The following is a 25,384-nucleotide window of genomic DNA, read 5'->3' as shown; positions in this document are numbered from 1 at the left end:
TCCGACGCTAGAGCGAGTGCGACATGAGCACCAGTTCTGATTCCTTCATCCACATAAGCTGTGCTCATGATCGACCTTCCGGCGGAACTCGCGGCGACCCTCGCGGCCGTCGTCGATACAGGCACGATGGATGCGGCGGCTCGCCGCCTGCACATCACGCCCTCGGCGGTCAGCCAACGCATCCGTGCGCTCGAAGAGCGGCTGGGCCGCGTGCTGCTCGTGCGGTCCAAACCCGCGCGGGCGACCGCGGACGGCGAGCGCGTCGTGCGTCTCGCCCGGCAGTACGCGCTGCTCTCGCACGACGTGCTGCGGGAGTTGGGTGAGCCCGTCGAGGGAGAGAGCACGACACCGGTCAGTCTGTCGCTCGCCGTGAATGCGGACTCGTTGTCGACCTGGTTCGTCGCCGCGTTGTCGCACGTCGTCGCGGTGCACGATGCGGTGTTCGATCTCCACCGGGACGACCAGGACTTCACCGCCGAACTGCTCGCATCGGGGCGTGTGGTCGCTGCGGTCACCTCCCGGGCCGCCCCGGTGGCCGGGTGCCGAGTGACTCCGCTGGGTGCGATGCGATACCGCGCCGTGGCGACGCCGAGACTCGCGCGTGAGCTCGAACGTCGGGGCGCGGAGCGCGTGCGGGTCGTCGACTACGACCGCCGCGACGAACTGCAGTCCAGGTGGCTACGAGAGCGGGGCGTCGACCCCGCGTCGCCGCCGCGCAGCTTCGTTCCCGGGTCGCACGCCTTCGCCGATGCGGTGCGTGGTGGTCTCGGATGGGGGATGCTGCCCGATCTTCAGACGGAGTCGGACCTCGCCGACGGCTCCCTCGTGCTGCTATCCGGGTCGCCCGTCGACGTTCCCCTGTACTGGCAGCAGTGGAACCTCGCCTCCGGGCTACTGGATGCGGTCGCGGATGCGGTGACGCGGACGGCGCGCACGGCGCTGCGGATCACGCCTCGCTGATACGCAGGACCGACTTGCCGCGCGTGCGACCCCGCTCCAGCGCGCGGTGCGCCTCGGCCGCATCCGCGAGGTCGTACACGGTGTCGATGTAGACCTGGATCGATCCGGTGTCGAGCAGTCGGCCGAGGGTGGCGAGAACGTCGCCGTCGGGGATGACCTTGTAGCCGGTAGCGCGCACTCCCGCCTCCGCCGCCGCCTCGGCGAAGCCGGGCCAGCCGCCGCTCGGGACCATGACGTACAGGCCGCCGGGGCGGATCACGCCGAGCGAGCGTGTTCCGGTCTCGTCCTCGGTGTTGGCCACCAGGTCGATCACGACGTCCATGTCTGCCACGAGGTCCTCGAAACGCGTCGTGGCGTAGTCGATGACCACGGATGCGCCGAGCTCGCGGAGCCACGCGGCGTTGCGGGCGGAGGAGGTGACTGTCACGTGCGCGCCGAAGTACGCGGCGAGCTGTACCGCGAAGTGTCCCACTCCGCCGCTCCCGGCGTGGATCAGCACGCGCTGACCCTCGTGGGCGTGCGCGGTCTCTACGACCACGCCCCAGGCGGTGAGGGCGGCGAGCGGGATCCCGGCCGCCTCCACGTGCGAGAGCGACGCGGGCTTTCGGGCGAGGGACTGGGACGGCACAACGACGTACTCGGCGTAGGTTCCGCCGGTGCGCGGGAAGGGCACCATTCCGAAGACCTCGGTGCCGGCGGGGAAGGGGTGCGCCTCGAACGGGGAGGTGACGACGACGCCGCTGAAATCGAAACCCAGCGTGGTGGGGTAGCCCGCGACAGCGCCGCTCACTCCCTGGCCCGCCCGCGTCTTCGCGTCGATGGGGTTCACTCCGGCGGCGACCACGCGCACGAGGAGCTCGCCGAGCACAGGCTGGGGGACCGGCAATCGGGTCTCGTGCAGGAGCTCCGGTGCTCCGGTGGACTCGATGACGGCGGCGCGCATCTGCGTCGGGACGTCCTCGGCCCGCATCGGTGTGGGGGAGGAAGCGTCTTTTCTCAGCGGTCGGGGGATCATCGGCCGCTCCTTTCGCTGCGGAAGGCATCGACCATGCGATGCGGTGTCTGCCCTCAGTCAATCGCGGCTATGTCTCGCGGGCGTTACCCCGGTGTCACCGTGCGGAGAACCTCTCGACCCGCAAAAGCGAGGGCCCCCGCACCGGTTGTCGGTGCGGGGGCTCTTGCTGGCGGTCAGGAGACCGTGTCGGGGTTGATGCCGGCCATGAGCGCTTGGAGCAGGCGGCGCAGATTGTCGATGTCCGAAACATCCCAGCTCTCGAGAGCGCGCACCAGCACGCCCTCCTGCGGAGCGCGCGCGGCGGCGAGTCGCTCCATCCCGTACTCGGTGGGTGAGAGCAGGCTGGAGCGGCCGTCGGCCGGGTCGGGGGAGCGGGTGATGAGACCGAGGGCTTCGAGCTCGCGTACCGTCCGGCTGAGCTGACCCTTGTCCAGCAGCAGATGGTCCGCCAGCGTCGCCTGCGTCACGGTCTCGTGGCGCGCGATGGTCGTGAACACCTTGTACGCCCCGGGGAGAAGTCCAGGGCTCACGCGATGGGCGTTCTCGCTGATGACGCGTCGGAACTGTCCGATGAGGTCGCTGAACTGTGCCTCGAGTGCACGCACCGCCTCGGTGCGCTCCTCGTCGCTCGACTTCTCGGACATCGTGATCACTCTACTTGCGCTCGTCGCCCGCATCCGGTGTTCCCGACTGCGTCGTGATGGCGCCGGTCGCGGTGAGCGTCGCCATCGCCTCGGGCACGGACACCGTCGCCAGATCCGCCTCGGATGCGTGTGCCCGCTCGGTCGTGGTCATCCGCGTCAGCGGTGTGTTCGGGAGGAACACGATCGCCAACACGCTCAGCACGGCGACGGGCACCGCGATGAGGAACGCGTGCGAGATGCCGTTCGCGTACACATCCTCGAAGATGACTCGCAGTGGCTCGGGCATGGCCGCGACCTGCGGCAGAGTGCCCGAACTCAGCTGCGTGGCCCACTCGGCGCCGGCCTTGCCGAGGCCGGCCAGCGCAGTACGGACTTCGTCCGCGCGATCGGCGAGCAGATCGGTCACGCGCGTTGCGAGGGCCGCGCCCATCACCGAGACGCCGATCGTGCCGCCGAGGCTGCGGAAGAACGTGACGCCCGAACTCGCGGCGCCGATCTCGCTCGGGTGGGAGGTGTTCTGCACGACGAGCACGAGGTTCTGCATCGTCATGCCGACACCCGCGCCCAACAGGAACATGTACACCGACACGAGGGCGAAGGGGGTGTCGTAGTGGATCGTCGACAGCAGTGCGGAACCCGCCGTCAGCAGCACGCCGCCCGCGATGAGGTAGGGCTTCCAGTGACCGAACCGGGTGATGAGGGCTCCCACGCCCATGGATGCGACGAGCAGTCCCGCGATCATCGGGATCGTCATGACACCGGCCTCGGTCGGGGTCGCCCCGCGTGCCGACTGCATGTACTGGCTCAGGTACACGGAGGCACCGAACATCGCGATGCCGGTGGCGATCGAGGCGATCACGGCCAGTGTGAAGGTGCGGTTGCGGAAAAGCGTCAGAGGGATGAGGGGCTCCCGTACCCGCAGTTCGACGACGATGAACAGGATCGTCGCGAGGACCGCGCCGCCGACCATGAACAGCGTGTTCAGGCTCCACCAGTCGAACGACTTGCCGGCCAGAGTGACCCAGATGAGCAGAAGAGAGACGGCGGCGGCCAGCAGAACGATGCCCGTGTAGTCGATCGACACCTTGCGCGGCGTGCGCTGGGGCAGGTGGAGGGTGCGCTGGACGATGAGCAGGGCGGCGACAGCGAAGGGCAGCGCGACGAAGAAGTTCCAGCGCCAGCCCCAGGCGTCCGTGATGACGCCGCCGAGCAGCGGGCCGCCGACGGTCGCGACCGCCATCACGGCGCCGAACAGGCCCATGTAGCGCCCGCGCTCACGCGGGCTGATGATGTCCGACATGATGACCTGGCTGAGCGCGGCCAGGCCGCCGGCGCCGATGCCCTGGACCGCGCGGAAAGCGATGAGCATCTCGGGGCTCTGCGAGAACCCGGCGGCCGCCGTGGCGAGGACGAAGATCGCGATGGCCAGCTGGTAGAGCACCTTCCGGTTCGTGAGGTCCGCGAGCTTGCCCCAGATGGGGGTCGTGATCGCGGTGGTCAGGAGGGTCGCGGTGACGACCCACGTGAACGAACTCTGGTCCCCGGAGAGGTCGTGGATGATCACGGGGAGCGAGGTCGAGACGACGGTCGAGGCGAGCATCGACACGAACATGCCCAGCAGCAGGCCGGACAGGGCTTCGAGGACGTGACGGCGCGAGCTCTTGCTCGACGTGTCCGTCGGTCGGGAGATGGTGGTGGTCACAGCGGCATCCTTCGGTGGGGTGCGGCGTCATCGGCGCAGTAAGTTGATGTATGTCAACGATTGAGTTGGGTCAACTATATGGTCAATCGTTGAGACGCGTCAACTATTCCCGTCCGTCCCAACGGGTTCCTCACGTGTTCGAGGGACCCGACCTGCGTCGAATCGGCGATCGTGGCGACGTTTCGCGTCCCTCGAACGTGGGTGCAGCGGGCGAGGGGGCGAGGGAGGCGAGGAGGGTTCGACGCCGCGTGTCAGTCGCTGAAGACGAGCGCGCGGTACTCGCGGCGCGACGGGGCCTCGGGAGCCGGCGCGGGAGTTCGGCCGCGTGTGGTGCGCAGGTGCAGCTCGTCGATCAGGGCGGTCGCAAGGCGCACGAGCTTGCCGATCTCGACCTCGTCGCGCTCTACCCATGCGCACCGCGGCTCATCATCGACCGGAACGAAGCCGTCGTGCTGCTCCCAGGCGACGAGGGTGCGTTCGGCTCCGAGCACGTGCTGCTGCCACCACACCTGGCGGAGGTAACCCCGAGGGATCGACCGCCACGACTTGTTGGTCGTCTTGATCTCCGCCAGCGTCACCCGGCCCTCGGCGTCGACGGCGATGCCGTCGGGGGTCGCGAGGTGCCGCTTCTCCACGACCGCATGGAACAGCGCCGATGAGGGCTGGATGCCATGGGTCGCCGCGACCCAGGCGGCGATCTCGGGCTCGCGTCGCCGGCCGTGATCGGTGTAGGCGTTGCCGGAGAACCTCGACCCGCCCAGCTTCTGGTCGGCGGCCTTCGCGATCGCGCGCTCGCTCGTGAGCGAGGCCACATCCGTCGCCGTGATACCGCGTGAGCGCGCCCGGATCCAGGCCACCCGATCGCGGGAGTCCGCGACGATGCGAGCGGCGAGTTCGGGGGTCACCACTCGAGGGTACGCCCGGGCGCCGACCCCCTCGAGAGCGACATGCGTCCATCGGCGTGCCGCGGCCGACATTTGGAACGGCTGGGAAACCGGTAAGAAATCTCTGAACCCTAGGGTCGGGCCGTTGCACCTTCCTCGCGCTCTCGCGCCCGCGTCGACCCAGGGGGACCATGTTCGACTCCGATCTCCGACCGCACCGCCGTGGCCGGATCCTCACCGCAGCCCTCATCGTCGGAGCCGTTGTCGCGGCGTCGGCGGTGGCGACCGTCCCCGCCGGCGCCGCGGAGCCGACGGTCGGCGCTCGCACGGCGGGCGACCCGCTCTTCCCGAACGTCGGCAACGGTGGCTACGACGTCACCCACTATGACCTGGACCTCACGTACCGCGCGAACGACGACGTCAGTGCGGTCGCCACGATCGAGGCCATCGCGCCGGCACCGCTTTCGGCGTTCTCGCTCGACTTCGAGGGCATGACGGTCGACAGCGTGACGGTGAACGGTGTACCGGCTCAGTTCTCCCGCGAGCAGGATGCGGACGCCACGCTCTTCAAGCTCGACGTCACCCCCGCGACAGCGGTCACCGGACCGTTCACGGTTGCGGTGGCGTACTCGGGTGCCCCCGTCGAGCACATCGACGCTGATGGTTCCTCGGAGGGGTGGGTGACGACATCGGATGGCGCGACGGCCCTGGGCCAGCCGATCGGAGCCATGACATGGTTCCCGCAGAACAACGCGCCGGCCGACAAGGCCACCTACGACATCAGCGTGACCGCGCCCACCACGGCCGGCGGCAACCCGCTGAGCGTGGCGAGCAACGGCGAGCTGATCGGCAAGACCGTCGACGCGCAGGCGGGGACCACCACGTGGGACTGGCAGCAGCGCAATCCCATGGCGACCGAGCTCTCGGTGCTCTCGGTCGGCCGGTTCAACGTTCTCGAGAGCGACATCACCCTCGCGAGCGGCCGCACGTTGCACGAGTGGAGCTTCGTCGACCCGACGATCAGCGTGAACGTTCAGAACGCGATCAACACGCGTCGCGGTGAGGTCAAGCAGATCATCGATTGGCTCGAGACGAAGCTCGGCCCCTATCCGGGCAACAGCATCGGTCTCATCGTCGACCGTGTGGGCGTGGGGTACGCGCTGGAGACGCAGGACCGCCCGTTCTTCGACGGCAGCGTCCCTGCCAGCACGCTCATCCATGAGCTCGTCCACCAGTGGCTCGGCAACGAGGTCGCGCCAGCCGACTGGTCGCACATCTGGCTCAACGAGGGCGCGGCGGAGTTCTTCACCACCTACTACCGCTACGGCGTCGGACTCAGCCAGACGACCCCGGAGAACGATTCCTTCGGCAACTGGAGCGACCCGCGTAACGACGGCAGCTGGGAAACGCCGACCGTCGGCTTCACGGACCCGGCGGAACTGTACGACTGGCAGGTGTACAACCGCGGCAAGTACACGCTCGGCGCGCTCATGACCGCCATCGGCCGTGACGCTTTCGACGCCACCTACGCGGCCTGGACGAAGGCGCACGCCGGCGTCGCCGCGGACACCGATGACTTCATCGCCCTCGCAGAGCAGGTGTCCGGCCGTGACCTCGGTGCGTTCTTCCAGGACTGGCTGTTCGATGCGGACAAGCCCGCGTGGCCCTCGATGTGGACCGCCGCCATCACGAGCGATGTGCCTGCGGGCAAGACCCTCCTCCCTGGTGACACCGCGACGCTGACGCTGAAGGTCGAGAACACCGGACGGGTGGATCTCGTCGGTGCGACCGTCGTGGCGGATGCGACCCAGCTGCTCGCTCAGGCGTCGGTCTCGACCCTCCCGGTGGGCGTCGCACGAGACGGTGGGACGTTCACGTGGTCGATCCCCACGACCGCGCCCGGCGCGACCGCATCCGTGGAGATCGCGGTGAAGGTGGCGGCAAGCGCTGCCGGTGGTGCGATCTCCGTGCCGATCACCGCGCCGCAGCTCGGCTCGACTCTCGCCGCGGCGGAGGTGGTCGTCCCGATCATGGTTCCGGTGAACCTGCTCAACATCAACGACTTCCACGGCCGGATCGACGCGAACACGGTGAAGTTCGCCGGGACGGTCGAGCAGCTGCGTGCGGAGTACGGCGACGCGAACACGCTCTTCCTCTCCGCGGGCGACAACATCGGCGCCTCGCTCTTCGCTTCCTCCTACTTCCAGGACGAGCCGACTCTCGAGGTTCTCAATGCCCTCGGGCTGCGCGCCTCGGCTGTGGGCAATCACGAGTTCGACCAGGGCATCGAGGATCTCACAGGCCGCGTCGCCGGAAGCGCAGACTTCACATACCTGGGCGCGAACGTCTACGACGCCGCATCCGGAGACGTCCTTCTCCCCGAGTACGCCACCTTCACCGTCAGCGGACTGACCGTCGCCGTGATCGGTGCGATCACCGAGGAGACGCCGACCCTGGTCTCGCCCGACGGCATCAAGGGGGTCTCCTTCGGCGACCCGGTTGAGGCCGTGAACCGCGTAGCGGCTCAGCTGACCGACGGCGACCCGGCCAACGGGGAAGCCGACGTCATCATCGCCGAGTACCACGAGGGCGCGTCGGAGGGTGCCTCCAAGTCGACTCTGGAGAACCAGCTCGAGCACGGCGGAGCGTTCGCCTCCATCGTCAACGACACATCCGCTGCGGTTGACGCGATCTTCACGGGCCACACCCACATGGCCTACCCATGGAACGCGAAGATTCCGGGCACGGATCGCACGCGCCCGATCGTTCAGACCGGAAACTATGGTGAGAACATCGGACAGGTCGTTCTGCAGGTCGACCCTGTGAAGGGAGCCGTGGCGTCGTACACGACGAATCTCGCCGCCCGAGCCAAGACGGCTGACGCGGATCTGGTCGCTGCCTATCCCCGCGTGGCAGAGGTCAAGCAGATCGTCGACGCGACGCTGGCAGAGGCCGCCATCGTCGGGAACAAGCCCGTGGGGTCGGTCGCCGCCGACATCACGACCGCGTTCAGCGGCGGCTCCTACGTCGACGGCGTCTACACGGGCGGGGAGCGCGACAACCGCGCCGCGCAATCGACGCTGGGCAACCTCGTCGCGGACTCCATTCGCGACGCGCTGGCCGACCCGGCGCGCGGCGGCGCCGAGATCGGCGTGGTCAACCCGGGCGGGTTGCGGGCCGACCTGAGGTACGCGCCCGACGGAATCGTCACGTATGCCGAGGCGAACGCCGTCCTGCCCTTCGTCAACAACCTCTGGACGACGACTCTCACGGGAGCCCAGTTCACGGAGGTGCTCGAGGAGCAGTGGCAGCTCGACGACAAGGGTCAGGTCCCGTCACGGCCCTACCTGCAGCTCGGACTGTCCGAGAACGTGTTCTACACCTACGACGCCGCGGCGGCGCAGGGCTCGCACATCACGGGCGTGTGGATCGACGGGCAGCCGATCGACCCGAACCGCGAGTACCGCGTGGGCTCGTTCAACTTCCTCTTGACCGGCGGTGACAACTTCCGCACCTTCAAGGAGGGGGCTCAGACCCGCGACTCGGGTCTTGTCGACCGCGACGCCTGGATCGACTACCTGGCGGCGCACCCCGACATCGAGCCCGACTTCGCATCGCGGAGCGCGCAGGTCCGCGGGTTGGCAGGGTCCGTGGAGGTCGGTCAGACCGTCACGCTCGAGGTGTCGGGACTCGACCTCACCTCCCTGGGAAGTCCGGTGAACACGACGCTCGAGCCCGCGATCGGCGACACCGTGTACGCCCCCGTAGCCGTCATCGACGGTGTCGCGCGCATCTCTGTGGCGACGCCGAACGACGTCGTGGGACCAGCGGTGCTGACCCTCACGGCACCGGACTCGGGAACCGTCATCCGCGTACCGATCAACGTGCGTCCGGCCGTGCCGGGAACGGGAGGCGGGGTCGAGACGCCCGCGCCCGAGTCGGCGCTCACGCCCGCCACGCAGAACGCGGTTCAGATCCAGGGTGGGACGACGCTCCAGCCCGGACAGACGATCACGATCCACGTCGGCGAGGAGTACGCGGGCGACTGGGTGAGCGTCTGGCTGCGCTCCGACCCGCTGCTGCTGGGCTGGTACCGCGTAGACGAGCTCGGCAACATCACGGTGACCCTGCCGGCGGGCGTCTCCGGGGCGCACCGACTCATCGTGCAGGATGCGGAGGGCAACGTGATCGGTTGGCAGCCGGTGCAGATCGGTGCGCTGCCCAGCACCGGCCAGGACGGCGGATCGATTCTGGGGCTGTCGCTGATGGCGCTGCTCCTCGTCGGCGTCGGCGTCTCGGCGCGCACCATCCGCCGCAGGCGAGCCTGATCGCACGTCCGCACTGAGACACGACCCCCGCCCGAGTGATCCGGGTGGGGGTCGTGTACTCTCCGCGCGGATTTGGGGCAACGGCCAACGTGGCGTAGTCTGGTTCCTAAGCCAAAGACCGCTGGTCATCGCTGCGCGTGTAAACGCGAAACGATCGAAGCTCTGCACTGCAGGGGCCCGCGCAGGTGACACTGAACTTCCTCCTTCGGGAATCGAGCTCCGTGCGCTTGCGCCGGAGCTTTTGTCATGTGCGGGCGGGTCAAGGCCGACGCTCCGCCACCGCGGGGTGTCACGTTCACATCAAGGAGTGACCATGGCGCAGAAGGATGCATCGGTCGCCGAGCTCACGAAGAACTTCGAGGACTCGACTGCCGTTCTGCTGACCGAGTACCGCGGTCTGACGGTCGCCCAGCTCAAGCAGCTGCGCAACAGCATCCGTCAGGACGCGAGCTACGCCGTGGTGAAGAACACGCTGACCAAGATCGCCGCGAACAACGCGGGGATCACGGCGCTGGACGAGGACCTCAAGGGTCCCTCGGCTGTGGCGTTCGTGCACGGTGACTTCGTCGCCACCGCCAAGGCTCTGCGTGACTTCGCCAAGGCCAACCCGCTTCTCGTGATCAAGGGCGGCATCTTCGAGGGCAACGCCCTGAGTGCCGACGAGGTCAACAAGTACGCCTCCCTGGAGAGCCGTGAGGTTCTGCTGGCGAAGGCCGCGGGCATGATGAAGGCGACGATGGGCAAGGCTGCGGCCACCATCGACGCGCTTCGCGAAAAGCTGGAGACCGCCGAGGCCGCGTAAGCGTCCGGCGAGCTCTTTCCCACACACCCCCACCTATCTAGGAGATACATCATGGCGAAGCTCACCACTGAGGAGCTGCTCGAGCAGTTTGCCGGCCTGACCCTCGTCGAGCTCAGCGAGTTCGTGAAGGCGTTCGAGGAGAAGTTCGACGTCACCGCTGCCGCCCCCGTCGCCGTTGCCGGCGCTGCGGGTGCTGCTGGTGGCGCGGAAGAGGTCGAGGAGAAGGACTCCTTCGACGTCATCCTCGAGGCCGCTGGCGACAAGAAGATCCAGGTCATCAAGACGGTCCGCGAGCTCACCTCGCTCGGCCTCGGCGAGGCCAAGGCCGTCGTCGACGGTGCCCCCAAGGCCGTGCTCGAAGGCGCGAACAAGGAGACCGCCGAGAAGGCGAAGGCCGCTCTCGAAGAGGCCGGCGCGACGGTCACCCTCAAGTAAGGTTCCGCACCTTCTTCACGAAGGCCCCGGATGCGTTCGCCGCATCCGGGGCCTTCGTGCGTCTTGGCGCGTCGCACCCGCGGATGAGAGCAATCTCATCGAACCGTCATCTTCTCGTAAGCCGCGGAGGGGTCCTCTCTTCGTAGTCTCCTGAATGTCCCCCAGCAGAACCTCAGGAGATCCATGTCCCCCTCCCAGCCGAGGCGTCCTTTCGCGGCGCTCGCCTTCGGGGTCGGAACCGCGGTCGTCGCCGGCATGTTCGTGCCCGCCGTCGCCGTCGCCGCCGAGCCCGCCGATGTCGTCATCAACGAGGTCTACCTCAAGGGCGGAAGCGCCAACGCTCCGTTCAACAAGAAGTTCGTCGAGCTGTACAACGCCGGCGAGACCGCGCAGAGCTTGGACGGCTGGTCCCTCCAGTACCGCTCGGCAGAGGGAACCGGCGGCCCGTCGGTCACCGAGCCGCTGAGCGGCGTCATCGAGCCCGACGACTACTACCTGATCGCGTGGAACGGCAACGGCGCCGCGGGTGCCGCGCTCCCTGTCACCCCGGACCTGTCGTTCGACAAGGGGTTCAACGCCTCCGGAACGACGGGCACGATCTACCTCGCGGACACGACCCAGGCGCTGACGCTTCCCACCGGATCCGTCGTCGGCCAGGAGCACGTCGTGGATCTCCTCGGCTACGGCGCATCGAAGACGTTCGAGGCGGGCGTGGCCCCGGTCACCGGCGCGAACGGCGTCCCCAACTCGCTCGCCCGCACGAACTTCGTCGACACGGACAACAACGCGGCCGACTTCAGCCACCCGGCGCAGATCACGCCGCAGGCATCCGCGACCTCCGGCTCCGATCCCGACCCGGGCACGGATCCCGATCCCGGTACCGACCCAGATCCCGGTACCGACCCCGGCACTCCCGCGCTCTCGGCGATCGCCGACATCCAGGGCACGGGTGACGCGACGCCGCTGTCGGGCCAGACTGTCATCACCCGCGGCATCGTCACGGGCACATACGCGACCGGCGGCTTCAACGGCTTCACGATCCAGACGCCCGGTACGGGCGGCGCGGTCGATGCCTCGCACACCGCATCCGACGCCGTCTTCGTCTACGGCGGAAGCGGAGACGCCGGAGCGGCCATCGCCGCGAAGGCCTCCATGGGCTCCTACGTCGAGGTGACCGGTGTCGCCGGCGAGTTCAATGACCTCACGCAGATCAACGTCTCGGCGGGATCCGTCACGACGATCGACGAGCAGGTCGCGCCCGTGACCCCGGTGCCGCTGGCCTGGCCCATCGCCCCTGCGGACCGCGAGAAGTTCGAGAGCATGCTCGTAGCTCCCGAGGGCCGTTTCACGGTCACGAACACGTACGCGACGAACCAGTATGCGGAGATCGGACTCGCCTCGGGCGAAAAACCCCTCATCACGCCGACAGACGTCGCGCGCCCGGGCACCCCGGAGGCCGCGGCCGTCGAAGCCGACAACGCCGCGCGTGGTGTCGTGCTCGATGACGGCGCGTCGATCAACTTCCTGGGTGGAACCACCAACAAGGCCATCCCGCTGCCGTACCTCACCGACGTCCATGTCACGGTGGGTGGCGAAGTGTCGTTCACGCAGCCGATGATCCTGGACTACCGCAACGGCGCCTGGAAGGTGCAGCCGACCACGCAGGTCAAGGCGGGCGACCCGTTGCCCGTCACGATCGGCTCGGCGCGCGCCGCATCCGCCCCCAACGCGGTCGACGGCGACATCTCGATCGCCAGCTTCAACGTGCTGAACTACTTCACGACGACGGCCGCGGACGTGGGCTGCACCTCGGTCTACACCGACCGCGACGGCAACCCGATCACGGCCAACCGCTGCCCGAACAACGGTCCACGCGGCGCGGCGACCGAGGTCAGCCTGAAGCGCCAGCAGGACAAGATCGTCGATGCGATCAACGCGCTCGGCACCGAGGTCGTCTCGCTCGAGGAGATCGAGAACTCGGCGGCTTTCGGAGAGAACCGCGACGCGGCCCTCTCCACTCTCGTCGACGCGCTGAACGCCGATCTCGGCAAGGACGAGTGGGCCTTCGTCCCCTCGCCCACCCAGGTGCCTTCGGGTGAGGACGTCATCCGCACCGCGTTCATCTACAAGGCTGATGTCGTCTCTCCGGTGGGGGATTCGGTCATCGACCTGGATGACGCCTTCGTCAACGCGCGGCGACCGCTTGCGCAGGCCTTCGCGCCGAAGGGCGAGACGGATGCGGCGTTCCTGGCGATCGTGAACCACTTCAAGTCGAAGGGTGACAGCGACCCGAAGCAGACGGGCGACAACGCCGACGGCGAGCAGGGCGCCTTCAACGGCGACCGCGTCCGCCAGGCCAAGGCACTCGTGGACTTCGCCGCCGAGCAGAAGACCGCCGCGGGAACCGACCGGGTGTTCCTGCTCGGTGACTTCAACTCGTACACGCAGGAAGACCCGATGCAGGTCCTCTACGAGGCTGGGTACACCGACCTCGGTTCGCGTACAGGCAAGCACACGTACTCCTTCGAGGGTGCCAGCGGTTCGCTCGACCACGTGCTGGCCTCGCCCGCCGCGGCCAAGATGGTCACCGGCGTCGATGTGTGGAACATCAACGCGGGGGAGTCAATCGCGCTCGAGTACAGCCGGTACAACTACAACGCGACGAACTTCTACGAGGTGTCGCCCTATCGCTCCAGCGACCACGACCCCGTCGTGGTGGGCGTCGCGTGGAACCCGACGGTGCCGATCAACCTGCTGAACATCAACGACTTCCACGGTCGTATCGATGCCAACACGGTGAAGTTCGCCGGGACCGTCGAGCAGTTGCGCGCTGAGCACGGAGACGCCAACACCCTGTTCCTCTCGAGCGGCGACAACATCGGCGCCTCGCTGTTCGCCTCCTCGTTCGAGGACGACCAGCCCACGATCGACGTGCTCAACGCTCTCGAGCTGAAGGCGTCGACCGTCGGCAACCACGAGTTCGACAAGGGCTTCGCCGACCTGAAGAATCGCGTGCAGCCCGCGGCCGACTTCACCTACCTGGGCGCGAACGTCTACAAGAAGGGCACGACCACTCCTGCTCTGCCGGAGTACGCCACCTTCGAGGTCGACGGACTCACCGTCGCGGTCATCGGAGCGGTGACCGAGGAGACGCCGACGCTGGTGACCCCGGCCGGTATCGCTGACATCGAGTTCGGAGACCCGGTGGATGCGGTCAACCGCGTCGCTGCCAAGCTCGAGGCCGGAGGCGACGTCGATGTGATCGTGGCCGAGTACCACGAGGGCGCGGCCTTCAGTCAGGCCGATGTCGCGACTCTGCCGAAGAATCTCGAAGAGGGGAAGGCGTTCACGGACATCGTGCAGAAGACGTCGGCATCCGTCGACGCGATCTTCACGGGGCACACGCACATGAAGTACGCGTGGAACGCGCCGATTCCCGGTGAGCCCGGAAAGACCCGTCCCGTCGTCCAGACCGGAAGCTACGGCGAGAACATCGGTCATGTCGTGCTGAACGTCGACGCGGAGAGCGGCGAGGTCGTCTCCTACGAGGCCGCGAACGTCGAGCGGACGAAGACCGATGACGCTCAACTGGTTGCCGCATACCCGCGGGTGGCGGAGGTCAAGGAGATCGTCGACGGAGCCCTCGCCCGCGCGAAGGTCGTCGGTGACGAGCCGATCGGTTCGGTGACCGCTGACATCACCACGGCCTTCACGGGCGGTGCCTACACGGGCGGCGTCTACGCCGGCGGCACGCGTGACAACCGCGCCGCGCAGTCGACGCTCGGCAACCTCGTCGCCGACTCGCTCGTCGCGACGCTCTCCGACCCGCTTCGCGGCGGCGCAGAGATCGGCGTGGTGAACCCCGGCGGCCTTCGTGCCGAGCTGCTGCGCGGCGACGACGGGGTGATCACGTTCGCCGAGGCCAACGCGGTCCTGCCGTTCGTGAACAACCTCTGGACGACGACCCTCACGGGGGAGCAGTTCACGCAGGTGCTCGAGGAGCAGTGGCAGACCAACCCCGACGGCACCATTCCGTCGCGGCCCTACCTCGCTCTCGGGCTGTCGAAGAACGTGACCTATACCTACGACGCGGATGCGCCGCAGGGATCCCACATCACGGGCGTCTGGATCGACGGCAAGCCGATCGATCCGAAGGGCTCGTACCGGATCGGCTCGTTCAACTTCCTGCTGACCGGCGGCGACAACTTCCGCACCTTCAAGGAGGGCACCGACACGCGCGACTCGGGTCTCATCGACCGGGATGCGTGGATCTCGTACCTGACGGCGAACAGCCCGGTCTCGCCGAGCTTCGCCAGCCGTAGCGCCGAGGTGACGGGGCTTCCCGCATCCGTCGCCCCGGGGGCGCAGGTCTCGTTCCAGGTGGGCGGGCTGAACCTCACCTCGCTCGGCAGCCCGGAGACGACCTCTCTGCTGGTGAGCGTCGAGGGCAGCACGGCGGTCATCGATCCGGTCACCGTCACGGGCGGAGCGGCAACGGTCGCCTTCACGATGCCCGCCGACGCTCCGGCCGACAGCACGATCGTCGTCCAGGCGCCGCAGACGGGCACGGAGTTGCGACTGCCGGTGAAGGTGACGTCCGACACCCCGCCGACCACGACGCCGCAGCCCGCGGACCCGAGCCAGCTCGTGCCCGCCCTGCAGGACCTCATCAAGGTCATTACGGGCGAGCTGCGCGCGGGAGCCACGATCACGATCCACGTCGGCACGCAGTACGCGGGCGACTGGGTGACGGTCTGGCTGTACTCGACCCCGCGTCAGCTCGGCGGATGGCACCAGGTGGATGCGGCGGGCAACGTCACTGTCACCCTGCCGGCCGATCTCACCGGCGATCACCGGCTCGTCGTGCTCGACGAGAACGGTCAGGTCATCGGCTGGCAGGCGGTCTCCATCGCTCCCAGGCCGGGATCGCTGGCCGCCACCGGTGCCCAGACGCAGTGGATCGCGGGTGCGCTGCTCGCCGCATCGTTGCTGCTCGCACTGGGCATCGTCGGACGCGCCGTGCCGGTGCGGCGACGCAACTGATCGACAACGGATGACGCGAGGGCGTCGGCGCTTCGGCGCCGGCGCCCTCGTTCACACCGTGGCGTCGGCCGCGGCGCGATCCGAACGCAGCGGACCGGTAGAGCTGCGCACGACCAGCCGCGGCTTGAGGCGCTGGATGACGGGCGCGAGCGTGGGGTCCTGGATCTGGCGCATGAGCAGTTCGACGGCCGCGGCGCCCTGTTCGCGCGGAACCTGGCGGAAGGTGGTCAGCGCGAACATCTCGGCGAACTCGTGGTCGTCGATGCCGATGACGCTCAGCGCGGCCGGAACGTGCAGGCCGAGGCGCCTGGCCGCGATGATGGCGCCGATGGCGACCTCGTCGCACGCGGCGACGATCGCAGTCGGACGCGTGCGCGCGTCACTGAGCAGTTCGACCGCGGCATCGTAGCCCGCTGGCAGCGTCAGCTCCGATTCGGTGTGGGTCGCCTCGTCAGTCAACCCCGCATCCGCCATCGACTGCATATAGCCGTCGAGTCGCGACGACTCCACGTGCGGCCAGCGGGTGCGCGAGCCCGCGCCCAGGAAGGCGATGCGGCGGTGCCCGAGCTCGATGAGGTGCTCGGTGGCACGCCGGGCGGTCAGTGCATCGTCGAGGGTGACGACGCTGGTGCGTTCGTGGTTGCCGACGACGCTCACGACGGGCTTGCCGAGCGCGAGCATGCTGTCCAGCTCGTTCTCCTCGGGCTCGAGCCCGACAGCGATCAGGCCGTCGAACCGCTTGCGCGTCAGGAAGCTCTCGAAGATGCGCTCGCGCGTGTCGCTGCCCGGTTTGGCGTCGTAGAGCGTCAGATCCAGGCCCCGTTCCAGGAGCGCAGCCTGGATGCCCTCCAGCACCTCGGCGAAGAACCATCGGTTGACGTACGGCATGACCACGCCGATGTTCTGAGTGCGCCCCGTCGACAGGCTCTGCGCGTTCGTCGACGGCACGTAGCCCAGCATCTCTGCCGCACGAGTGACGCGGTCTCTCGTCTCGTCGGAGACGTAGCCGGAACCACTGAGCGCGCGTGACGCCGTGGACTTGGAGACACCGGCCTGACGCGCGACATCGGCAATTCCGCTCATGAGAGCCACCCTCTTCCTCGACGGGTGATGTGGGGACGCTCCACATGCTAAGCGAAATCCCCGTCGATAGGGAACCGGTTCCACATTGTGCAGTATTCGCGGGAGCGCTCCCATCGACGATTGAGAGCTTTCGGGAGCGCTCCCATAGCAGGTTATCGAGTTGTGATCGTTCGCTGTTGTGTCGGATGCGCGATTGGATTACGGTGGCGTGGAATCGGTTCCTGAGTGAAGCCGATACGTGGGGCAAGATGCTCCTGCGTGCTCAAAGAGGAGGAATCACATGACCAGGTCACAGCGACGTCGGGTGCTCGTCCCGATGGCTCTGTTGGGAGTCGCCGGCCTTGCACTCGCAGGCTGTGCCGAGACCAGTTCGTCCCAGGGGGGCGGCTCGGCCGAGGGCGCGACGGTCCAGATCGCCGGCGGTATCACCGGTGGGGAGGCGGATGCGCTCAACAAGTCCTTCGAGCAGTTCACCGCCGACACCGGCATCAAGGTCGTCTACACGGGCGACAAGAGCTTCGAGGGCAACATCGTCACGAAGGTGACGGGTGGCTCGGCCCCAGACATCGCCATCGTGCCGCAGCCGGGTCTGCTCAAGTCCCTCATCGAGACCGGTGAAGTCAAGGAGGGCTCCGACGCCGTCTCCAAGAACGTCGACGAGTACTGGTCCGCCGACTGGAAGAACTACGGCAGCCTCGATGGCACGTTCTACGCGGCGCCGATGCTCGGCAACGTCAAGGGCTACGTCTGGTACTCGCCCGCCAGCTTCAAGGAGTGGGGTGTCGAGGCTCCCAAGACGTGGGACGACCTGCTGACGCTCACCCAGACGATCCGCGACAAGACCGGCGCCGCCCCGTGGTGCGCGGGCTTCGCATCCGACGCCGCATCCGGTTGGCCGGGTACGGACTGGATCGAAGACCTCGTGCTGCGCCAGTCCGGTGCCGACGTGTACGACCAGTGGGTCGACAACGAGGTCAAATTCACCGACCCGCAGATCAAGGACGCCTTCGACGCCGTCGGCAAGATCCTGCTGAACCCGGACTACGTGAACGCGGGCTACGGCGACGTCAAGAGCATCAACTCCACCGCTTTCGGTGACGTCGCGGCCGCGGTCGCCGACGGTCGTTGCGCACTGACGCACCAGGCGTCGTTCCTGTCGGCGAACTTCCTCGAGGCCAAGACCGCCTCCGGTGCAACGCCGACCGTCGCCCCCGACGGTGACGTCTACGCGTTCCTGCTGCCCGGCATCACCGCAGACGGTGAGCAGTACGTCGAGGCCGGTGGCGAGTTCGTGACCGCGTTCAGCGATGACGAGGCCGTCCAGAAGGTCGTGGAGTACATGTCGACTCCCGAGTTCGCCGACGCACGCGTCAAGCTCGGCGGCGTCATCTCCGCCAACAAGGGCGCCGACCCGTCGCTCGCCTCCAGCGAGTTCCTGACGGACGCCATGAAGACGCTGCAGGACCCCTCCACGGTCGTCCGCTTCGACGCCTCCGACCTGATGCCGGCCACGGTGGGTCAGGGCTCGTTCTGGAAGGGCATGGTCAACTGGATCGACGGCCGTCCGCTCGACCAGGTTCTCAGCGACATCCAGGCGGGATACGACAACTAATCCCGTCGGCTCGCTCGCGACCGCGGGGTCGTCCGGCTCTTGTGCCGGGCGGCCCCGCGGCCCCGCCCGCGGGCGGCCGCCCGGAGGACAAGGACCCAGATGTCCCAGACGAAAACGACGGAGCCGCTCGTCTTCCATGACGAGCTCCAGCCTCCGAAATCGCCCCGCGCGCGCAAGATCGCCACGATCATCGCCGTTGCTGCCGCAGCCGTTGCCGTCGTGGCGGCCCTTCTTCTGTGGCTGAGCCCGAAGATCGACGACGCGCCGCCGACTTCGCTCGGCTTCTCACTCAACAGCTTCTTCATCTGGCTCGGCGGGCTGAACCCCATCGTGCAGATCCCGATCGTGCTGATCGTGTTCGGAGCCGTGGTCGGACTCGTCCTGCTGCTCATCGAGTTCGCGCCCCGGCGTGGGCGCGGCTACATGTGGCTGCGTGTCGTCGCGTGCTTCGCGATTCCGCTGCTCGCCTTCATGCTGCTCCGCCCGTACCAGAACGCGCTCGTCTACGTCCTCGCGATCGCCCTGGGCGTGGGCGCTCTGCTCTTCTTCGCCGACTATCGATCCCGCGAAGGCGCGGGGTACGTGTTCCAGCTCGTCGTGTTCCTGGCCCCGGCGATGCTGCTGCTCCTGCTGGGGCTCATCTACCCGGCGATCTCGACCTTCTTCCAGTCGTTCTTCGACAAGACGGGTGACAACTTCGTCGGCCTCGAGAACTACATCTGGACCTTCACCAACCCCGAGGGCTTCTGGTCGGTCATCAACACGGTCATCTGGGCGCTGTTCGCCCCGACGCTGTCGACCATCATCGGTCTCGCGTACGCCGCGTTCATCGACCGAGCGCGCGGCGAGAAGATCCTGAAGGTGCTCGTCTTCATGCCGGTCGCGATCTCGTTCGTCGGCGCCGGCATCATCTGGAAGTTCGTGTACGACTACCGCCAGGGCGAGCAGATCGGTCTGCTCAATGCCATCGTCACGATGTTCGGCGGCGACCCGGTGGGCTGGCTCGACGCGCAGCCGCTCGTCAACACCTTCGCCCTGCTGGCCGTGTTCGTGTGGACGCAGACCGGCTTCGCGATGGTCATCCTCTCGGCGGCGATCAAGGCGATTCCGACCGAACAGCTGGAGGCCGCGCAGCTCGACGGCGCGTCGGCCTGGCAGCGGTTCAGAAACGTCACCGTTCCCGGCATCCGCTCCTCGCTGATCGTCGTGCTCACGACCATCACGATCGCCTCACTGAAGGTCTACGACATCGTCGCCGTCATGACCGGCGGTCGCTCGAACACCTCGGTGCTGGGCTTCGAGATGGTCAACCAGCAGCAGCGGTTCCAGAGCTACGGGCACTCCTCGGCACTGGCCGTCGTGCTCTTCCTGTTCGTGCTGCCGCTGATCGTCTACAACGCGCGTCAGATGCGCAAGCAGAAGGAGATCCGATGAGCGCCGCCGCCCCGACCACGCCGGCGTTCGACGCCAAGACTGCCCGCAAGGTGGCGCGTGACACGCGCCGCAACGAGAAGACGGCGCAGAAGCGGATGACGTCGAAGACGGCGACGCTGATCGCGATCATCATCGCGATCTTCTGGACCATCCCGACCTTCAGCCTCTTCGTCACCTCGTTCCGTCCCGGTGCCGACTCCCAGACGAGCGGATGGTGGACGGTCTTCGTCGACCCCGCGTTCACGCTCGACAACTACTTCGACGCGCTCACCTCCGGGGGGACCGCGTTGACGCTGGGGGAGTCGTTCCTCAACTCGCTCGCCATCGCCATCCCCGCCACCGCCATCCCGATCGCGTTGGCATCGCTCGCGGCGTACGCGTTCGCCTGGATCGACTTCAAGGGCAAGAACGGCCTGTTCATCTTCGTGTTCGCGCTGCAGATCGTGCCGATCCAGATGGCCCTCGTGCCGCTGCTCAGCCTGTTCTCGCGCGGCCTCGAGATCAACGGCGTCGCGGTCTTCCCCGGGTTCGAGCTGCGCGGAGTGGAGCACAGCTTCGCGACGGTGTGGATCGCGCACGCGATCTTCGCCATGCCGCTGGCGATCTTCCTCCTGCACAACTTCATCTCGGAGATCCCGAGCGAGGTCATCGAGGCGGCACGCGTCGACGGTGCCGGTCACGGGCAGATCTTCTTCCGGATGATCCTGCCCCTGGCGATGCCGGCGATCGCCTCGTTCGCGATCTTCCAGTTCCTGTGGGTATGGAACGACCTGCTGGTCGCCACGATCTTCGCGCCGAGTTCATCCCTGCCGTTGACGCAGACGTTGAACTCGCTGTCGGGATCGTGGGGCGACCGCTGGTATCTCCAGTCGGCGGGAACGTTCATCTCGATCATCGTTCCGTTGATCGTGTTCTTCGCTCTGCAGCGGTTCTTCGTGCGCGGTCTGCTGGCCGGCGCGACGAAGGGCTGACACCGGCCGAGACGCACATCAGGGGGCCGCATCCGCGTGGGTGCGGGCCCCTGATGCGTCCGCGCGGCGGACGGATAGGGTGAGCGCATGCACCAGGGGGCGGGCTCATCCGAGCAGGCATTGTCGATCGCCGATGCGGACACCGGGCTCGACGCGGAGGAGGCGGCCAGACGTCTCGCCGCAGGCCTCGGAAACTCGGTCGACGCCGACACATCGCGCAGCGTCTGGAACATCGTGCGCGCCAACGTGTTCACTCTCTTCAACGGCATCGTCGGCGCGTGCTTTCTGGTGCTGCTGCTGGTGGGCCGGTGGCAGGACGCCCTGTTCGGCCTGGCCGCCTTCGCAAACGCGATCATCGGCACGGTGCAGGAGTTCCGTGCCAAGCTCGCCCTCGATCGTCTCGCGCTGCTGAACGCGCCGCGCGCCCGCGTGCGACGCGAGAGCAGCGAGGCGGAGGTCGCGCCGGCGGAGGTCGTGCTCGGCGACGTGCTCGTGCTGCGCGCGGGCGATCAGATCGCGGCGGACGCGGTGCTGGTGCGCTCTGTCGCGCTGCAGGTCGATGAGTCGATGCTGACCGGTGAGTCGGATGCGGTCGACAAGCGGCCCGGTGACGAGGTGCTTTCGGGTTCGGTCGTCGTGGGCGGCGAGGGTGACGCGCGGGTCGACAAGGTCGGTGCCGACTCCTACGCGAATCGCTTCCAGTCCGAAGCCAAGCGCTTCTCGATGGTGCGCAGTGAGCTTCGCACCAGCATCGATCGCGTGCTGAGGTGGGTGAGCTGGGGGATCGGCCCGATCGGTCTGCTCGTGCTCAACGCGCAGGTCATGGTCGCGGGCGGCTGGACGGTGATCTTCTCAGAGGGGCGCTGGGAGCAGGCGGTCGTCAACACCATCGCGTCGCTCACGGCGATGATCCCGTTGGGCCTTGTCCTGATGACCTCGATCGCGTTCGCTGTGGGGGCAGCGAAGCTCGCGGCCAAGCAGGTGCTGGTCAACGAGCTGCCGGCGGTCGAGGGACTCGCCCGGGTCGATGTCATCTGTCTCGACAAGACCGGCACCCTCACCGAGGGGGAGATCACCTTCGACGCCGCGCATCCGCTGCCGGATGCGGCGGGGGGCTGGGAGGAAGCGCTCGCCTGGTACGGCGCGGCCCCCGATGCCAACGCGACGGCGCGGTGTCTACGGGAGCCGTACCCGAACGCGCCCGACACTGCGCCCACCGCGCGGATCGGGTTCTCGTCCGCCCGCAAGTGGAGCGCGGTCTCGCTGGCGGGGGCGACCTGGGTGCTCGGCGCTCCCGAGATGGTGTTCCCCGAAGAGGCGACCGATGCCGCATCCGTTCTCGGGGGACTCGTGACCACGCTCGCCTCGCAGGGGCTGCGCACGCTCGTGCTGGCGCAGGCGCCGGTCGAACTCGACGAGAGCGACGTGGCCCAGGAGCGGCTTCCGGCACCGCTCCGCCCCGTCGCGGTCGTCACGTTCCGGGAGCGGGTGCGTGCGGACGCGGCGCAGACCCTCTCCTACTTCCACGCGCAGGGTGTCGGGGTGCGCATCATCTCGGGTGACAACCCGCGCACGGTCGCCGCCATCGCCCGTGACGTGGGGCTCGACGTTGCGGAGGGATACGACGCGCGCACGCTCCCGGAGGATCCAGAAGCGCTGGCCGACGTCCTCGAGACGCACACGGTGTTCGGCCGCGTCACGCCAGAGCAGAAGAAGGCGATGGTACTGGCCCTGCAGAGTCGAGGGCACACCGTCGCGATGACGGGGGACGGCGTCAACGATGCGCTCGCCATCAAGAGCGCCGATATGGGGATCGCGATGAACTCCGGTGCCGCAGCGACCAAGGCCGTCGCGCGCCTCGTGCTGCTGGACGGCCGGTTCTCGCACCTGCCCGACGTCGTCGCCGAGGGGCGCCAGGTCATCGCGAACATCGAGCGCGTCTCGATGCTGTTCCTCACCAAGACCGCCTATGCGACGGCGTTGGCCGTGCTGTTCGGCACGCTCGTCCTGTCGTTCCCGTTCCTGCCGCGTCAGCTGTCCATCACCGACGGGCTGACCATCGGCATCCCCGCGTTCTTCCTCGCGCTCATGCCGAACGCCCGGCGCTACATCCCGGGGTTCCTGCCGCGCTCGCTCGCCTTCGCGCTGCCCTCGGGGATCATCGTCGCGCTCACGCTCACGGGATACGCACTGGTCGCCCGTTCGATCGGCGTCGAGGAGGATCAGCTGCGCACGGGCTCGACCATCATCCTGGCGGTCGTCGGCATCTGGATCCTGTCGATCCTGTCGCGACCGCTGAACCGCTTCAAAGTGATCGTGATCGGGGTCATGTTCCTCGCGCTGATCACGCTGTTCACGGTGCCGTTGTCGATCGAGTTCTTCCAACTGGTCGATCCCGGGCGCGAGGGTGCGTACGCGCTGACGCTGTTCGTGATCGTCGCGATCGGCGCGATCGAGATCGTGCGCCTGTTCCACGTGCGGTTCGTGCGCGCCTCGCTCGCTCGTTCTCAGGGGGCAAAGGGGTCCGGCGCGGCATCCCGCGAGCGGAAGTAGCGCGAACCCAGCGGCGTCCAGAGGACGACCAGAAGGGCGATCTGCAGGGCGATCTGCACGAACAGCAGCCCGTCCCAGGCGTCGCTCGTGACGATCGTGATCACGTGCAGCGTGAGCTGGATGGCGATGTAGATCGTCACCAGCAGCCGGGAGAGCCGGCTCCCGCGCGCGACTCCGGAGGCGACCGCGAGTGTCAGGAGGCCGAACAGGATGATGCCCGCGCCGATGAGCGAGACGGCCAGCACGTCCTCGGCGGCGACGTCGTAGCGGCTCAGCAGCACGAGGATGCCGAGCACCGCGTTGTACGCCCCGGTGAGGGAGACCAGCACGACCGCGAGGGTCACCGCGACGGGACGGTGGACGTGGTGCTGGTTCACGCGACCACCATAGCGGCCGCCCGACTCAGCCTGCCGAGCAGCCCAGCCGCGCCTGCGAGGCGCGCATCGCATCGATCTCCGCTGTCTGGTTGACCTTCATCGTCTCGGCAACCTGAAGCACCCGGGGGATGCTGCCGCGCTCGAGCACGGCATCGGCCATGGGGATGGCGCCCTCGTGGTGACGGATCATGAGCGTCAGGAACTGGCAGTCCAGCGCAGTGCCGGTCGCGCTCCGGAGGTCTGCCAGCTCGGCATCGGTCGCCATCCCCATGGAGGCGCGTACCTCGGCCGGGTCGGCGTCGGCTCCGGCGCCGTGCGCTCCGTGGGCGTCGGTGTCCCCCATCCAGCTCATCAGGGTGCCCTGCTGCGGCACGCCCCACTCGATCAGCCACTCGAACATCATCCCGTTCTGGGCGGCCTGGCCCGTGGCGATGTCGTAGGAGAGCGCCTTGACCGTGTCATCACCACTGCCCTCGTAGGCGATCATCGCCATTTCGACGGCCTGGTCGTGGTGCACCTGCATGTCGCGCGCGAACCCGATGTCGGCCGCGTTCGGCACGGCCGGGCCGTTGCCGAAGAGCGAGAAGCGCCCGATCGCGAAGCCGACGGCGATCACCGCCAGTGCGACCAGGCCGGCGGCGATCCACCGGCCCGGCCGACGCTCAGCGAATCCGGTCATCGGATCACTGACGGCCGGGCGCGTCGACGCCGCCGCTGCACGCGGCGAGAGGCTCGGGGGCGTTCTGGCTGCGCCAGTACTCGGTGAAGAACTCGGGGATACGGGGGTCGTCCGCCGCATCCAGCTTCAGCTGCGCGTTCCACGCGCTCAGCACGATGGGGGAGTCCAGGCCCTCGTACGGCGAGAGCAGCGTGTACGTCTGCGGGAAGAAGCTCTTGAGGGTCGCGAGTTCCTCGTCGCCGACCCGCGCCGGGTCGTACGTGACCCAGATCGCGCCGTGCTCCATCGAGTGCACCGCGTTCTCGTTCGGGACGGGCTCGGTGTAGATGCCGCAGTTGAGCCAGAACGGGTTGTGCTCGCCGCCCGCCGGCGGGGTCTGCGGGTACTCGACCGGGCCCTCGACGTGGTTCGTGGTGTTCGAGAACGTCTCGACGCCCTCGATGACCGCACCCGTCGAGTTCTGCGCCTGGTAGGTGACCGGCTTCGGCGTGAAGACGATCGAGGCGACCACGAGGGCGACGACGACGAAAGCCGCCCCGGAGCCGACGACCCACCAGACGAGCTTGCTGCGGCGACGCTTGGCCAGCTGGCGCTGGTACTCGGCCAGCTTCTCCTGGCGGCGCTGCTCGCGCTCCTGCTTCTGGGAGCTCGCGATCTTCGCCTGCGTCGCGGGATTGCCGCTCTGGCGCTTGTCGGGCGTCGGGGTCATGTGATGTACGTCCTCGGGTGGGTGCGGGCACGGAAGGGCGGAACACGGGCCATGCTGCCGGCCCGCAAGGATTGTATGCGAACGCATTTTAGGCGGGCTGGGAAGACCTCCGGGCCGGTGTCGGAGGAGCTCGGATAGAATCGACCTGCCGCT

At 67.8% G+C, this 25,384-nt stretch carries 17 protein-coding genes; 9 read left to right on the top strand and 8 right to left on the bottom strand.

Annotation, left to right across the window (positions count from 1 at the left end; genetic code table 11):
* Positions 1-66: 66 nt before the first annotated feature.
* Positions 67-960, top strand: coding sequence for a LysR family transcriptional regulator ArgP (locus ACYVJS_RS03790; protein ID WP_460737924.1), 894 nt, complete (start codon positions 67-69; stop codon positions 958-960).
* Here ACYVJS_RS03790 and ACYVJS_RS03785 read toward each other — a convergent pair.
* From ACYVJS_RS03785 to ACYVJS_RS03770, 4 genes are all read right to left on the bottom strand, one after another.
* Positions 947-1,975: an NADP-dependent oxidoreductase gene (locus tag ACYVJS_RS03785; protein ID WP_460737922.1), complete on the bottom strand. Its 1,029-nt coding sequence runs from the start codon at positions 1,973-1,975 to the stop codon at positions 947-949. The genes ACYVJS_RS03790 and ACYVJS_RS03785 overlap by 14 nt on opposite strands.
* Before the next feature lie 173 nt (positions 1,976-2,148).
* On the bottom strand, positions 2,149-2,619 hold the full coding sequence (locus ACYVJS_RS03780) for a MarR family winged helix-turn-helix transcriptional regulator (protein ID WP_460737920.1): 471 nt from the start codon (positions 2,617-2,619) through the stop codon (positions 2,149-2,151).
* Positions 2,620-2,629: 10 nt separating this feature from the next.
* The gene (locus tag ACYVJS_RS03775) at positions 2,630-4,321 is read right to left on the bottom strand and encodes an MDR family MFS transporter (RefSeq protein ID WP_460737918.1); all 1,692 of its coding nucleotides are present in this window, start codon (positions 4,319-4,321) and stop codon (positions 2,630-2,632) included.
* A gap of 251 nt (positions 4,322-4,572) precedes the next feature.
* Positions 4,573-5,226 carry a YqaJ viral recombinase family protein gene (locus ACYVJS_RS03770; RefSeq protein ID WP_460737916.1) on the bottom strand — a complete coding sequence of 218 codons (654 nt, stop codon included), beginning with the start codon at positions 5,224-5,226 and terminating at the stop codon, positions 4,573-4,575.
* A 170-nt stretch (positions 5,227-5,396) separates the two neighbouring features.
* Between ACYVJS_RS03770 and ACYVJS_RS03765 the strand changes: the two genes are divergently transcribed.
* The 4 genes from ACYVJS_RS03765 (at position 5,397) to ACYVJS_RS03750 (ending at position 15,813) form a co-directional block, all read left to right on the top strand.
* Positions 5,397-9,533, top strand: coding sequence for a 5'-nucleotidase C-terminal domain-containing protein (locus ACYVJS_RS03765; RefSeq protein ID WP_460737914.1), 4,137 nt, complete (start codon positions 5,397-5,399; stop codon positions 9,531-9,533).
* Positions 9,534-9,846: 313 nt separating this feature from the next.
* The gene (rplJ, locus tag ACYVJS_RS03760) at positions 9,847-10,335 is read left to right on the top strand and encodes a 50S ribosomal protein L10 (protein ID WP_137417805.1); all 489 of its coding nucleotides are present in this window, start codon (positions 9,847-9,849) and stop codon (positions 10,333-10,335) included.
* 51 nt (positions 10,336-10,386) lie between these two features.
* The gene (rplL, locus tag ACYVJS_RS03755; RefSeq protein WP_036290173.1) at positions 10,387-10,770 is read left to right on the top strand and encodes a 50S ribosomal protein L7/L12; all 384 of its coding nucleotides are present in this window, start codon (positions 10,387-10,389) and stop codon (positions 10,768-10,770) included.
* A 183-nt stretch (positions 10,771-10,953) separates the two neighbouring features.
* The gene (locus ACYVJS_RS03750; RefSeq protein WP_460737911.1) at positions 10,954-15,813 is read left to right on the top strand and encodes an ExeM/NucH family extracellular endonuclease; all 4,860 of its coding nucleotides are present in this window, start codon (positions 10,954-10,956) and stop codon (positions 15,811-15,813) included.
* A gap of 51 nt (positions 15,814-15,864) precedes the next feature.
* On the opposite strand, the gene ACYVJS_RS03745 is transcribed toward ACYVJS_RS03750, so the two are convergent.
* Positions 15,865-16,896, bottom strand: a complete 1,032-nt coding sequence (locus ACYVJS_RS03745; protein ID WP_460737909.1) for a LacI family DNA-binding transcriptional regulator — start codon at positions 16,894-16,896, stop codon at positions 15,865-15,867.
* 280 nt (positions 16,897-17,176) lie between these two features.
* Here ACYVJS_RS03745 and ACYVJS_RS03740 point away from each other — a divergent pair, with 280 nt between their 5' ends.
* The 4 genes from ACYVJS_RS03740 to ACYVJS_RS03725 all read left to right on the top strand — a co-directional run bounded on the left by ACYVJS_RS03740 (position 17,177) and on the right by ACYVJS_RS03725 (position 23,466).
* Positions 17,177-18,508, top strand: coding sequence for an ABC transporter substrate-binding protein (locus tag ACYVJS_RS03740; RefSeq protein ID WP_460737907.1), 1,332 nt, complete (start codon positions 17,177-17,179; stop codon positions 18,506-18,508).
* Between the two features lie 99 nt (positions 18,509-18,607).
* The gene (locus ACYVJS_RS03735) at positions 18,608-19,942 is read left to right on the top strand and encodes a carbohydrate ABC transporter permease (RefSeq protein WP_460737905.1); all 1,335 of its coding nucleotides are present in this window, start codon (positions 18,608-18,610) and stop codon (positions 19,940-19,942) included.
* Positions 19,939-20,913 carry a carbohydrate ABC transporter permease gene (locus tag ACYVJS_RS03730; protein ID WP_460737903.1) on the top strand — a complete coding sequence of 325 codons (975 nt, stop codon included), beginning with the start codon at positions 19,939-19,941 and terminating at the stop codon, positions 20,911-20,913. The genes ACYVJS_RS03735 and ACYVJS_RS03730 overlap by 4 nt, the downstream gene beginning before the upstream one ends.
* A gap of 87 nt (positions 20,914-21,000) precedes the next feature.
* A complete protein-coding gene (locus tag ACYVJS_RS03725) occupies positions 21,001-23,466 on the top strand; it encodes an HAD-IC family P-type ATPase (RefSeq protein ID WP_460737901.1) in 2,466 nt (821 codons plus the stop codon).
* Here the strand turns inward: ACYVJS_RS03725 and ACYVJS_RS03720 are convergent.
* The 3 genes from ACYVJS_RS03720 to ACYVJS_RS03710 are packed head-to-tail and all read right to left on the bottom strand — an operon-like array spanning position 23,421 to position 25,231.
* Entirely contained in the window at positions 23,421-23,843 is a 423-nt protein-coding gene (locus ACYVJS_RS03720; protein ID WP_460737899.1) for a hypothetical protein, read from the bottom strand. The two genes, ACYVJS_RS03725 and ACYVJS_RS03720, sit on opposite strands and share 46 nt — an antisense overlap.
* 25 nt (positions 23,844-23,868) lie before the next feature.
* Entirely contained in the window at positions 23,869-24,522 is a 654-nt protein-coding gene (locus ACYVJS_RS03715; protein WP_460737897.1) for a DUF305 domain-containing protein, read from the bottom strand.
* A gap of 4 nt (positions 24,523-24,526) precedes the next feature.
* Positions 24,527-25,231, bottom strand: coding sequence for a DUF3105 domain-containing protein (locus ACYVJS_RS03710; RefSeq protein ID WP_460737895.1), 705 nt, complete (start codon positions 25,229-25,231; stop codon positions 24,527-24,529).
* Positions 25,232-25,384 lie beyond the last annotated feature (153 nt).

It is taken from the genome of Microbacterium neimengense (genome assembly GCF_054782995.1).
This window is presented reverse-complemented; position numbering and strand designations above follow the sequence as displayed.